At 41.9% G+C, this 13,682-nt stretch carries 9 protein-coding genes; 4 read left to right on the top strand and 5 right to left on the bottom strand.

All coding sequences use genetic code 11. From position 1 onward, the window contains the following. Nucleotides 1-2: 2 nt before the first annotated feature. Together CXF88_RS13635 and CXF88_RS13630 are read left to right on the top strand one after the other, a co-directional pair. Nucleotides 3-446: an MOSC domain-containing protein gene (locus CXF88_RS13635; protein ID WP_059746101.1), complete on the top strand. Its 444-nt coding sequence runs from the start codon at nucleotides 3-5 to the stop codon at nucleotides 444-446. A 293-nt stretch (nucleotides 447-739) separates the two neighbouring features. After that, entirely contained in the window at nucleotides 740-3,922 is a 3,183-nt protein-coding gene (locus CXF88_RS13630; RefSeq protein WP_101087369.1) for an amidohydrolase family protein, read from the top strand. 66 nt (nucleotides 3,923-3,988) lie between these two features. On the opposite strand, the gene CXF88_RS13625 is transcribed toward CXF88_RS13630, so the two are convergent. Next, nucleotides 3,989-4,552 (bottom strand): DNA-3-methyladenine glycosylase I, encoded by a 564-nt coding sequence (locus tag CXF88_RS13625; RefSeq protein WP_101087368.1) that lies wholly within the window; start codon nucleotides 4,550-4,552, stop codon nucleotides 3,989-3,991. Nucleotides 4,553-4,664: 112 nt separating this feature from the next. On the opposite strand from CXF88_RS13625, the gene glyQ reads away from it, so the two are divergent. Continuing rightward, the gene (glyQ, locus tag CXF88_RS13620) at nucleotides 4,665-5,570 is read left to right on the top strand and encodes a glycine--tRNA ligase subunit alpha (protein ID WP_011635499.1); all 906 of its coding nucleotides are present in this window, start codon (nucleotides 4,665-4,667) and stop codon (nucleotides 5,568-5,570) included. 9 nt (nucleotides 5,571-5,579) lie between these two features. Beyond that, nucleotides 5,580-7,664: a glycine--tRNA ligase subunit beta gene (gene glyS, locus CXF88_RS13615; protein ID WP_101087367.1), complete on the top strand. Its 2,085-nt coding sequence runs from the start codon at nucleotides 5,580-5,582 to the stop codon at nucleotides 7,662-7,664. Between the two features lie 151 nt (nucleotides 7,665-7,815). Here the strand turns inward: glyS and CXF88_RS13610 are convergent, their stop codons facing one another. From CXF88_RS13610 to dnaN, 4 genes are all read right to left on the bottom strand, one after another. Next, on the bottom strand, nucleotides 7,816-8,868 hold the full coding sequence (locus CXF88_RS13610) for an HDOD domain-containing protein (RefSeq protein ID WP_101087366.1): 1,053 nt from the start codon (nucleotides 8,866-8,868) through the stop codon (nucleotides 7,816-7,818). Between the two features lie 100 nt (nucleotides 8,869-8,968). Then, the gene (gene gyrB / locus CXF88_RS13605; protein WP_101087365.1) at nucleotides 8,969-11,386 is read right to left on the bottom strand and encodes a DNA topoisomerase (ATP-hydrolyzing) subunit B; all 2,418 of its coding nucleotides are present in this window, start codon (nucleotides 11,384-11,386) and stop codon (nucleotides 8,969-8,971) included. A 15-nt stretch (nucleotides 11,387-11,401) separates the two neighbouring features. Further along, the gene (gene recF, locus CXF88_RS13600; protein WP_101087364.1) at nucleotides 11,402-12,484 is read right to left on the bottom strand and encodes a DNA replication/repair protein RecF; all 1,083 of its coding nucleotides are present in this window, start codon (nucleotides 12,482-12,484) and stop codon (nucleotides 11,402-11,404) included. 88 nt (nucleotides 12,485-12,572) lie between these two features. Next, on the bottom strand, nucleotides 12,573-13,673 hold the full coding sequence (dnaN, locus tag CXF88_RS13595) for a DNA polymerase III subunit beta (RefSeq protein ID WP_101087363.1): 1,101 nt from the start codon (nucleotides 13,671-13,673) through the stop codon (nucleotides 12,573-12,575). Between the last annotated feature and the right edge of the window lie 9 nt (nucleotides 13,674-13,682).

The raw sequence follows: 13,682 nt of genomic DNA, 5'->3' as shown, positions 1-13,682 counted from the left end.
GAATGACCATCACATTGGAAGCTATCGCGTATAAAACAGCAAAACGCGGCATAATGAAGTCAGCCTTTTGTGCCAATGTGACCTTAGAGCGAGGCGTCGAAAACGATATTTTTGGCAGACCAGGAAAACGTCAAGTAACCGTCATGTCTAAACAGCAGTGGCACACAGCCTGCCAAAAAATTAATGCCGATTTAGACTGGTTAACTCGAAGAGCTAATTTATTGATCAGCGGCTATGAATTTAGCGCAGCAGATGTCGGTAAAACGATCACCATAGGTACTGAGCTTAAACTACAAATCACAGGTGAAACCGATCCATGTAAGAAAATGCAACAAGCTTATTCCGGTCTAGAGCAGGCATTAACGCCCGACTGGCGTGGCGGAGTCACCTGCCGCGTGATTCAAACTGGATTAATACAACTAGATGACTCAGTAAAAATAGATTAGTAAAACCGATAAATCATTTTCGTTTAAGCCTTTCATAATAAAATCTAACGCTATAGCACTCATTGTCTATTAATCGATAACAGACATACGTGTTAACGTCTGTCATTAATTGATACAGATTTGTTGTACACCTTATCGGTAATTTATGCGATAAAGGAACTATTCAAACCGACAAACGCAGTAAAGCCAAATACTCTTTAGGTCATCTAATCATGCAAAATGACATTTCCTAAACGGGTATTAGGCTTGATTAAATCCACTGAAAATAAAAACGACAACGGATAATCTACTCTATGTTGACTCAAAAACTCACTCCACTTTACACCGCAATGGCACTTACTCTAGGTATGTCTAGCTTTGCCTATGCCGAAGATGACAAAGTAAAATGGCACGTAAATGCTCCAGAAAATGCGCCATTAAGTAAAATTGATATCAATGTAACCGAAGGCACATGGATGAACGTCAATGTATCGCCAGATGGTGAACACATTGTATTTGATTTATTAGGTGATATTTATCAAATACCGATAGCAGGAGGCGAAGCCAAACCACTGGCACAAGGTATCGCTTGGCAAATGCAGCCAGTATATAGCCCTGACGGTAAGTATATCGCTTTCACCTCTGATGAAGATGGTGGCGACAATATCTGGATAATGAATGCCGATGGTACCAATCCACACGCTATCACTACTGAAACATTTCGTTTACTCAACAGCCCGGCCTGGAGTCCTGATTCACAATACCTAGTAGCACGTAAACATTTTACCGGCACCCGCAGCCTCGGAGCGGGTGAAGTGTGGATGTTTCACGTTGCTGGTGGCGAAGGCGTTAAACTAACAGAGCGCCCTAACGAACAAAAAGATTTGGGTGAACCGGCCTACTCGCCAGATGGACGCTATATCTACTTTAGCCAAGATGCGACCCCAGGCAAGACCTTTCATTACTCAAAAGATTCGGTCAAAGGTATTTATAAAATTAAGCGCTATGACACCCAAACGGGAGATATCGAAGTATTAATTGAAGGAACTGGTGGTGCTATCCGCCCAACACCAAGCCCTGATGGCAAAACGCTTGCTTACATCAAACGCGATGGATTCCAATCGACACTATATTCACTGGATTTAAAGTCTGGTGAAGAAACTAAGCTGTATGACAAACTCGATCGTGATATGCAAGAAACCTGGGCAATTCATGGCGTGTATCCAACAATGTCTTGGACCAAAGACAATAAGCACATCGTATTTTGGGCTAAAGGTAAAATTAATAAACTTGATGTCGACAGTAAAAAAATATCTGACATTCCATTCAGTGTTAAATCTCAAAGAGATATTCAGCCATCGGTCCGCTTTACTCAAAACTTAGATCAAGATGAATTTGATGTAAAAATGCTGCGTATGGCACAAGTGTCACCTGACGGCGAAAAAGTGGTATTTGAAGCCTTAGGTAAAATTTGGATTCGTGATATTAAAGATGGTAAACATAAACGATTAACCCGTTTAGATGATGACATCAATGAGCTGTTTCCACAGTGGTCACGTGACGGTAAAGACATCGTATTCACCACTTGGAACGACCAACAACAAGGCACCGTCAGTGTGGTTAGCGCCAGAGGTGGTAAAGCCAAGGTGTTGACCAACGAGCCTGGCAAATATGTCGAGCCAACCTTTTCGCCTGATGGCGAATATGTTGTTTATCGAAAGGCTCGCGGCGGTTACATGACACCACGAACTTGGTCACAAGAACCGGGTTTATATAAAGTCGATATCAAAGGAAAGCAAAGCACTAAACTAACCGCTAGTGGCCATCAGCCACAATTCGGTGACGACTCAGACCGAGTTTACTTTATGGATTCAGGAGAGACACCAGAGTTTGCATCAATCGGTATGAACGGTTTTGAAAAGCGTACCCATTACACTAGCGACCATGCTACCGAGTTTCGTTTATCACCAAACGGTGAGCACTTGGCTTTTGCTGAGCGTTTTAGAGTGTACGTCACTCCTTTTGCTAAACACGGTGAAACCATTGCGATTGGTCCTAAAGCAACCAACTTACCCATTACTCAACTGAGTGCTCGTGCAGGTGAAAGCATTAGCTGGAACGGTAAAAATAACCAACTGTATTGGACATTGGGCCCTGATTTATATCAAGCCGATGTAGACACTCAATATGTAAAAGCAGAAACCAAGGTCGATCCAAAAATAACCTCTATTGGCTTTAAAGATAAAGCCGATGTTCCACGTGGAACAGTAGTGTTTACTGGCGGTAAAGTGATCACCATGGAAAATGATCAGGTGATAGATAATGGTGTTGTTATCGTTAAAGACAATAAAATTGTCACTGTCGGTGATGCCAATACGGTGATCCCAAAAAATGCCCAGATTATCGATATTAGTGGTAAAAGCATTATGCCGGGCTTATTTGATGCTCACGCCCACGGCGGACAAGCGGATGATGAAATTATTCCACAACAAAACTGGGCCTTATATTCTGGGCTGTCACTTGGGGTAACGGCTATTCACGACCCATCGAATGACACTACCGAAATTTTTGCTGCTTCTGAACAACAAAAAGCAGGCAATATTGTTGGCCCTCGTATTTTCTCAACGGGGACTATTTTATACGGAGCCAACTTACCAGGCTATACCTCGCATGTAGATTCACTTGATGATGCAAAGTTCCACTTAGAGCGTCTTAAAAAAGTCGGTGCATTTAGTGTTAAGAGTTACAACCAACCTCGCCGGGATCAACGCCAGCAAATTATTGCTGCTGCACGAGAGCTCGAAATGATGGTAGTACCTGAAGGTGGCAGTTTGCTGCAACACAATTTATCGATGATAGCGGATGGCCACACCACGGTAGAACATTCGTTACCAGCAGCGTCTATATACAATGACATCAAACAATTCTGGAGCCAAACTGAAGTACACTACACACCGACCTTAGTTGTCGCTTATGGTGGTATTTCTGGCGAGCATTACTGGTATGACAAAACAGACGTTTGGGCTCACCCTCGTCTAAGCATGTATGTCCCGCATGATATTCTTGATGCCCGTTCAATGCGCCGCACTACCGCGCCAGATGAACATTACAACCACTTTAATGTTGCCCGCGTAGCCAATGAGTTAAACAACATCGGCGTTAAACCTAATATTGGTGCTCATGGTCAACGAGAAGGATTAGCTGCACATTGGGAAATGTGGATGTTTGCTCAAGGCGGCATGAGTAATATGGAAGTATTAAAAACCGCAACAATCAATCCGGCGACAACCTTTGGTATGGACCATCAACTAGGTTCTATTAAAGTGGGTAAATTGGCTGACTTAATAGTGATTGATGGCGATCCATTAGCCGATATCAGAACGACGGATAAAGTCACTTACACTATGGTTAATGGTAAGCTGTTTAATTCAGAAACCATGAATCAACTCAATGGTGATAAACATAAACGTAAGCCTTTTTTCTTTGAAAAAATCTAACGATTAAATTAATCCAATAAAAAGGGTGTTCCACGTGGAACACCCTTTTTTTTATAAATATCAAAATCAATACTGGCCGTAACAATGACAGTCAGTCGTGTGGTCATTCACCATACCTACCGCTTGCATAAAGGCATAACAAATTGTTGGGCCAACAAAGTTAAAACCAAGCTTTTTTAACGCTTTAGACATCGCTTCAGATTCTGGTGTTTGTGCAGGAACTTGGCTTGATGAACTGAAGTTGTTTTCTCTCGGTTCACCGCCGACAAAACTCCATAAAAACTTAGAGAAATCATCACCCTGCTCCACAAATGCTAAATAAGCTTTAGCATTTCTGATGATCGAGTTTATTTTAAGACGATTACGTACAATACCTGGTTCAAGCATTAACGCTTCCACTTTAGCTTGATCGTACTGAGCAATAATACTCGGCTCAAAATTAGCAAACAGTTGTTGGTAGTTTTGTTGCTTTTTAAGAATCGTAATCCAAGATAATCCAGCTTGTTGACCATCAAGACAAAGCTTAGCAAAAAGCTGTTTGGCATCAAACTCAGGACGTCCCCATACTGTATCGTGGTAATGCTGATATAAAGGGTCTTCACTTACCCAGCCACATCGGTTAACTTGCATGGTATGGTTCCATTAACGTTTTTAGTAGTACGTTAAAAAATAACCTACATCTGCCTTGCTCTACAAGGTATAATCATTAACATTTTCTATTAATAGCCTGACAGTAGTAGACATGACGACGAAACACGACGTAAAGACATTTCAGGGTTTCATCCTAACCCTTCAGGAATATTGGGCGCAGCAAGGTTGCGCAATTGTTCAACCTCTAGATATGGAAGTTGGCGCTGGTACTTTCCACCCGCAGACGTTCTTACGTTCATTAGGCCCGGAGCCAATGAGCAGTGCATACGTGCAACCGTCTCGCCGTCCTACTGATGGACGTTATGGTGAAAACCCAAACCGCCTGCAACATTACTACCAATTTCAAGTAGTGCTAAAGCCATCTCCAGATAATATTCAAGAGCTATATTTGGGCTCACTTGAAGCACTTGGCATCGACACCAAAGTACATGACATTCGTTTTGTTGAAGATAACTGGGAGTCGCCAACATTAGGTGCTTGGGGTTTGGGTTGGGAAATTTGGCTTAATGGTATGGAAGTGACTCAGTTCACCTACTTCCAACAAGTTGGCGGAATTGAATGTAGCCCTGTTACAGGTGAAATCACTTACGGGCTTGAGCGTTTAGCCATGTACATTCAAGAAGTTGATAGCGTATACGATCTTGTTTGGACTGACGGACCACTTGGTCGTGTCACTTATGGTGACATTTTCCATCAGAACGAAGTAGAACAGTCTACCTATAACTTCGAACATGCCGATGTCGATTTTATGTTCACCCTATTCGATCAATGTGAAAAGATGTGCATGCACTTATTATCACTAGAAAAGCCATTACCACTACCTGCTTACGAGCAAGTAATGAAAGCATCTCACGCTTTTAACTTACTTGATGCTCGCCATGCTATATCAGTCACTGAACGTCAGCGTTATATCCTTCGCGTTCGTACTATGGCAAAAGGTGTTGCAGAATCTTATTATCAAGCACGTGAAGCTCTTGGCTTCCCAATGTGTAAGTAGAGGTAACGAATGAATTTTGAAAACTTACTCATTGAAGTTGGTACCGAAGAATTACCACCAAAAGCGCTGCGCACGTTAGCTGAATCATTTTTAACGAGCTTTACAGATGAATTAACTAAAGCTGATTTACCTTTTGAGTCTGCAGTTTGGTATGCCGCCCCTCGCCGTTTAGCGATTAATGTGTTGGGTCTTGCATTAGCACAAGCTGATAAAGTCGTTGAAAAACGCGGCCCCGCGATTAGCTCGGCATTTGATGCCGACGGTAACCCAACTAAAGCAGCACAAGGCTGGGCTCGTGGTAACGGTATTACGGTTGAGCAAGCAGAGCGATTAGTCACCGATAAAGGTGAATGGTTAGTCCATCAAGCTAAAGTGGTTGGCGTTGAAACTAAAAGCTTAATAGCTGACATGGCACAACGCGCACTAGATAAATTACCGATCCCTAAACCAATGCGTTGGGGTAACAACAAAACTCAGTTTATTCGCCCGGTTCACACGGTGACTATGCTATTAGGTAGCGAATTAGTTGCAGGTGAATTGCTTGGTATTAAATCTGACCGCATTATTCGTGGCCACCGCTTTATGGGTAAAGCCAGCTTTGAGTTAGATCATGCTGACAATTATTTAGCCGCGCTAAAAGAGCAAGGTAAAGTCCTAGCAGATTATGAATTACGTAAATCGCTAATCAAAGCTGATGCTGAAGCAGCTGCAGCAAAATTAGGTGGTATTGCCGATATTCAAGATGGACTACTTGAAGAAGTGGCTTCACTGGTTGAATGGCCAATAGTGCTAACTGCTAGCTTTGAAGAAAAGTTTTTAAATGTGCCTTCAGAAGCCTTAGTTTACACCATGAAAGGTGATCAAAAATACTTCCCAGTATTTGATAAAGCCGGCAAATTATTGCCTAACTTTATCTTTGTTACTAATATCGAATCTAAAGATCCGCAGCAGATTATTTCAGGCAACGAAAAAGTGGTTCGCCCACGCCTTGCTGATGCGGAGTTTTTCTTTAACACCGATAAAAAGCAAACATTAGCATCTCGTATTGCCAGCTTAGAAACCGTGGTGTTTCAAAAACAATTAGGCACATTGAAAGCGCGTGTTGAACGTATTTCGGAACTTGCAGGTTTCATTGCGACGCAAATGAACAACAACGGTGTTGAGACCAACAATGTAGATGCTAGTCGCGCCGGTTTATTGTCTAAAGCAGACCTTATGACCAACATGGTCATGGAATTTACTGATACTCAAGGCACTATGGGCATGCACTACGCCCGCTTAGATGGCGAAACAGAAGCTGTTGCTATCGCACTTGAAGAGCAGTACAAACCTAAATTCTCGGGTGATACAGTACCAACGGCTACAGTATCGTGTGCGGTTGCACTAGCTGAAAAGTTAGATACGCTAGTGGGTATTTTTGGCATTGGCCAAGCACCAAAAGGTGCGGCCGACCCATTTGCACTTCGCCGTGCAGCCATTGGTATTTTGCGCGTTATCGTAGAAAACAAACTGCCTCTGGACTTGGTAGAGTTAATTGCTAAAGCACAAGCTTTACATGCGACTAATATCACTAACACTAATACTAGTGAAGATGTACTTGAGTTTCTTCTCGCTCGTTTCCGCGCTTGGTACCAAGATAAAGGCATTCAAGTTGACGTTATTTTAGCTGTACTAGCTCGTCGTCCAACCAAACCTGCTGATTTTGACAGTCGTGTTAAAGCTGTATCGCATTTCCGTAGCTTAGAAGCTTCTACAGCGCTAGCAGCGGCAAATAAACGTGTTTCTAATATATTGGCTAAAGTTGAAGGCGAATTACCCGCAACCATCAATTCAGCTCTATTAACAGAACTAGCAGAAAAAGCGCTCGCTGATAAGCTTGTACAATTACAACCACAGTTAGCCCCGCTGTTTGCTGATGGCGATTACCAACAAGCATTAACGCTATTGGCTGACTTACGCGAAAACGTCGATCAGTTCTTTGAAGATGTGATGGTAATGGCAGATGATGAAGCATTGAAAAATAACCGTTTAGCGTTATTAACCAATCTTCGTGAGCAGTTCTTGCACGTTGCAGACATTTCGTTGCTGCAATAATGTAAATTAGCTGTAGTTGAAATAAAAGCGCCGTAAGGCGCTTTTTTTATTGATTACTTCTTATGACTTACTTTTTATGGCTTAAGAGTATCAGCCACAACGTTGGGCTATAAAAGGTTAAGGCAGACACCTTACCCGCATTGATATCAATTTAAAACTGGATAAGCTTTTGATGCAAAACGATAAAATCTTCTTCACTACACTCAACCTGAGCTAACAACACGGCTAGTGCTGGTTGAGGCAATTTGTCGACTTGCTGCAGCATTGAACACTCACTAATAATATTGGCTTTCCAAATAAGCAGTGTCATGCCATCAGTAGGTTTAATATTGGTATTGGCCAATAACGTTAACGGTGTTTCAAAGTGCAGTGGTAATTGCCAACAGCGCGCTAACAGTGCACTTAAGGTCAACGATTTTGTGGTCATCACCTGCTTAAATAGTATTGAATTAGGCTGCTCTCCAGGTTCTGCTTGATAAAAAGCATCCACCAGCATTTTAAAAATCGCAATTTTACCTACATCATGCAGTAAGCCCACTAAAAAAGCGCTGTCTCGTTGCTCGGGGCTCGCTAACTCGCTGGCCAAAAAAGCAACTTGCATAGAATGACGCCAGATTTCAGCCCCAAAGCGTCTAAAATAAATAGGCTTTATATCAATTAACTCACGGGCTAAACTCGCGGTAATAAATTGCCTTAATTGTTGTCGCCCCACTTGTACTAGCGCTTGTTGAATACTGCTAACATCATTCTCAGCTCGTTTAAAAGCAGGCGAATTACATAACTTAAGTACTTCAACACACAACAGAGGGTCTTGTTCAATAAGTTGTATTAGTTCTTGGGTTTCAATACTGTCGTCGGCTAGTTTTTTATCTAGCTCGAGTATTTTGCTGGGCAGCTTTAATACATTTTCCGCAATCGACTGAGGTGAGCTTAATGCCAGTTCAATATTGTGCATCACGCTTCGCTCTAAATTATTCGCTATTCCTGTTGTTGTAGTTTGTTGGTTTGCAAATAATAAACTGTAAAATAAAGCCGACAGATCTAACTGCGATTCAACTGCTTGATGTTGCGTAACCTCTATTGCAGGTACTGGTGCTTTGGATTTGGTTTGCTGACGTTTCTCTGCAGTGCTAATGCCAGTGAATTTGGCCTGTTCATTGCGGTCTCGAACATTAAACAATTTTTTAAAGAAACCAATAACCACTGTAAATAGCCTTATTAAATGTTAAATAAATACTATTATAACCATAGCACTAAAAACAAAAATGGGTGCCAAAGGCACCCATTTATACACTAAAATTTTGTTATACGTCTAAGTTGGCCACATTAAGCGCGTTAGTTTCAATAAACTCACGACGCGGCTCAACTTGGTCACCCATCAAACATGTAAATAGCTGATCAGCAGCAACTGCATCTTCAATAGTAACGCGTAACATACGACGAGATTCTGGATCCATTGTAGTTTCCCACAATTGTTCAGGGTTCATTTCACCCAATCCTTTATAACGTTGAATATATAGGCCGCGTTTAGCTTCACTAATAGTCCAATCTAATGCTTCTAAGAAGCTTTCAACTTCTTTAACACGTTCGCCACGTTGTACATAACCACCCTCTTCAATCATCCCCTCTAATGCAGCACCTAGCTTAGCGATACGCTGATAATCAGATGATGTGAAGAAGTCATAACCAAATAGATAGTTAGTATCAATACCGTGCTTGCGGATTGTCACGCTAGGAGTGTAAACCTTGCGCTCAGGGTCAAGCATTACATTAGCTGTAAAAATAATACCGCTACTTTCACGTTCAACTAGATCTGCAATGAAGCCATTACACCATGCAGTCATTTGCGCTTCGTCACTTAACACTGCTGTAGTCACTTCTGGGTGATACAACATACGGTCAAGTAGGTTGGTTGGGTAGCGTTTTTCTAAGCGCTTAATAATGCGCTCAACTTCACGATACTGTGCCACTAAACGCTCTAATGGCTCACCAGACATACCAAAAGCACCTGGGCTTGGATAAATATTGGTGCCATCGAGTGCTTGAGTGGTTAAATACTCAGTTAATGCTGGCTCATCTTTCAAATACTGTTCTTGCTTACCTTTTTTCACTTTGAAAAGTGGTGGTTGAGCAATATAAATATAGCCACGTTGGATCAATTCAGGCATTTGACGGAAGAAGAAGGTCAACAGCAAAGTACGAATGTGTGAGCCGTCGACGTCAGCATCGGTCATGATGATGATGTTGTGATAACGAGTCTTATCTGGGTTGTATTCATCGCGGCCAATACCACAACCTAATGCAGTAATCAGCGTTGCCACTTCTTGTGAAGATAACATCTTGTCAAAACGCGCTTTTTCTACGTTTAAGATCTTACCTTTTAGTGGAAGAATTGCTTGGTTTTTACGATTACGTCCCTGTTTGGCTGATCCGCCAGCAGAGTCCCCTTCCACTATGTATATTTCAGAAAGACCAGGATCTTTCTCTTGGCAGTCAGCTAACTTACCTGGCAAACCACCTAAATCTAGTGCGCCTTTACGACGAGTCATTTCACGGGCTTTACGCGCCGCTTCACGAGCACGTGCTGCATCAACAATTTTACCCACAATTAATTTAGCATCTGCTGGGTTTTCTAATAGATAATCGTTTAACTGCTCACCCATTGTTTGTTCAACAGCGCTTTTCACTTCACTAGACACAAGTTTGTCTTTAGTTTGCGAGCTAAACTTTGGATCAGGTACTTTTACTGAAATAACCGCAGTTAAGCCTTCGCGCGCGTCGTCACCTGTCGCGTTAGTTTTGCCTTTTTTGTTAAAACCTTCACGTTCCATGTAGTTGTTCAAGTTACGTGTTAAAGCGCCACGGAAACCGGCTAAGTGAGTACCACCATCACGCTGAGGAATATTATTAGTAAAACAGAAAATATTCTCTTGATAACCATCGTTCCACTGCATCGCAACTTCAACGGTGATACCATCTTCGCGCTCATGAGAAAAATGGAAAACATCTTTGTTAATCGGCGTTTTATTACGGTTTAAGTAATCAACAAAAGCACTAATACCGCCTTCATACTTAAAGAACTCATCTTTACCGTCGCGCTCGTCAACTAAACGAATGCCGACACCTGAGTTTAAGAATGATAGTTCACGTACGCGTTTGGCTAAAATTTCAAAATGAAACTCAACATTGGTAAACGTGTCACCACTTGGCCAAAAGCGGAGTTCGGTACCGGTTTTAACCGCATCACCAATTTCTTTGATAGGCGCATCGGGTACACCATGAGTATAAAACTGCTCATAGACTTTACCTGCTCTACGAATGGTTAACTGTAGTTTTTTCGATAACGCATTAACGACCGAAACACCCACACCGTGCAGACCACCAGAGACTTTATAAGAGTTATCATCAAACTTACCGCCAGCATGAAGTACGGTCATAATAACTTCAGCGGCAGAGATACCCTCTTCTTCATGTATCGAAACAGGAATACCACGACCATCGTCTTTTACTGAGACTGAACCATCTGAATGAATGCTAATGGTGATATCACTACAATGGCCTGCTAAAGCTTCATCGATAGAGTTATCGACCACTTCGAATACCATGTGATGAAGACCTGTGCCATCATCAGTATCACCAATGTACATACCAGGTCTCTTACGGACTGCATCAAGGCCTTTTAATACCTTGATACTCGAAGAATCGTAACTATTCTCTGACATATTTATCTCTCGTTGTTATTCAATAACCGTTACCAACCCTTGTTCCACATGAAACATCCTGTTTGGAGGGCTAGATAACGAATCGACTATTGCTTGCGGTTCGATCGCAGTGACAAAAATTTGTGCACCGGTTTCGGTTAACTGCTGTAGCAATAGCTGCCTATGCTGTGCATCCAACTCCGACGGTAAATCGTCGACTAGATAAATACTATTTTTATCTAGTTGTTGTTTGAGCAACTTTCCCTGTGCAATACGCAGTGCACAGACTAATAATTTTAATTGTCCACGGGACAACGCATCCTGCGCCGGTAAATTACCCACGCGCAAACGTAAATCTGCTTTGTGGGGGCCGCTGCCCGTATTTCCAGCGGCTAAATCTCTTGAGTATTGGTTTTCAAGTAATTGGGCAAAATCCGTTTTACTATCCCATCCTCGAGTAAAAGAAACCTTAATATCAATCTGAGGTAAAAACACTCCGATTATACCCTTTAGTAGCACATTTAACGAGTCTACATATTGATTTCGTATATCGGTAACCTGTTCAGCATACCGCACCAACTCCTTATCCCAAAACTGTATTTGGTTATAGGGAGAGTAATTTCTAAGTAATTGGTTTCGTTGCTTTAATACCTTTCTAGTATTCACCCAAGCTTGATAAAAATGTGGGTCAGAATGAAATGCACCCCAATCAATAAATTGACGGCGGGCTTTAGGTCCCTCGAACAACAAAGAAAAACTTTCGGGAGTAATAACTTGAATGGGTAACGTTTCGGCCAGGGTTGATAAACGCTTTACTTTCTCGCCATCAATTTTTACTTCGATCTCACCGCTTCGATGACGACGTAAGCCAATTTTACAATCTCTGTCAGCATCAATTAAATGCGCAAACAAAGTCAGTTTATCGTCATCATGGTTGATCACACGTTGGGATAAATGGCTTCTAAACGAACGGCCCATACCCAAAAAATAAATAGCTTCGAGAATACTGGTTTTGCCACTGCCATTTTGACCGTAAATCAAATTTAAGCCATCACCCGGTTGTAATGATGCTGAGGTAATATTACGAAATGAACCTATGGTAATACGCGATAAACTCATGAAGACCTATTGTGATAACCCAATAAAACGGTAGAAACAAAGAAGGTGCTTTGCAGCACCTTTCATATAGCAATAACACAATAACGCATTACAGACGCATTGGCATCACGACATACATAGAATCTTCTTCTTTGTGGTTCTCAATCAAGGCACTTGAATTGCCATCAATTAAAGTAATTCGTACTTCATCACTGGCTAAGTTATTTAACACATCAAGTAGATAACTGACGTTAAAACCAATTTCTAGCTTATCAGAGTCATATTCAACATCAATGATCTCTTCAGCTTCTTCTTGTTCAGGATTATTGGCAGTTATTTTCAATAAGCCAGATTCAAGCTGAATACGTACTCCACGGAATTTCTCATTCGAAAGAATAGACGCACGAGTTAACGCTTGTTTTAATTGGTTACGACTGGCGATAACCACCTTATTGCCACCCTTAGGTAACACTCGGCGGTAATCAGGGAAACGGCCATCGACAAGCTTACTGGTAAATACCGCGGAACTGGTAATCGCTCTAATGGCATTATCACCAATGGCAATGGTAATGTCCTGGTCGTCACTGTCGAGCAAGCGCGCCATTTCAACCACCCCTTTACGAGGCACAATCACTTGTTTTTCGGGTAATGAAACATCAAGCGTACGATGACTTAAGGCTAAACGGTGTCCGTCGGTGGCAATAGCACGTAATACATTACCTTCAGTTTCAAATAACAAACCATTGAGGTAGTAACGTACATCTTGGTTAGCCATTGAAAACTGAGTTGAATCAATAATCGACTTCAACACGCCTTGCTTTAAGCTAAATTCGATATCCGCTTGGAATTCTTCAACGTTGGGATAATCTTCGGCGGGTAATGTTGCCAATGAAAAACGGCTGCGACCTGAACGCAATAACCATTTATTATCTTGTTGCTCGACCTTTAATTCACTCTGCTCTGGTAATGACTTAACAATATCCAGTAACTTTTTAGCCGGAACCGTCGTACGACCGATATCAATGTCACCATGAATAGCCGCTTGGCCCACCAACTCAACCTCTAAATCAGTGCCTGTTAGCTTAAGTGATGACTCACTAACTTCAACTAATAAGTTGGCTAAAATAGGTAAGTTGTGTCTGCGTTCTACCGCGCCGCACACTAGCTGCAACGGCTTTAATAGGGCGTCCCTATCAATTGAAAATTTCATCGTGTCAAC

It is taken from the genome of Shewanella sp. ALD9 (genome assembly GCF_002836315.1).
Classification (GTDB): Bacteria; Pseudomonadota; Gammaproteobacteria; order Enterobacterales; family Shewanellaceae; genus Shewanella.
This window is presented reverse-complemented; position numbering and strand designations above follow the sequence as displayed.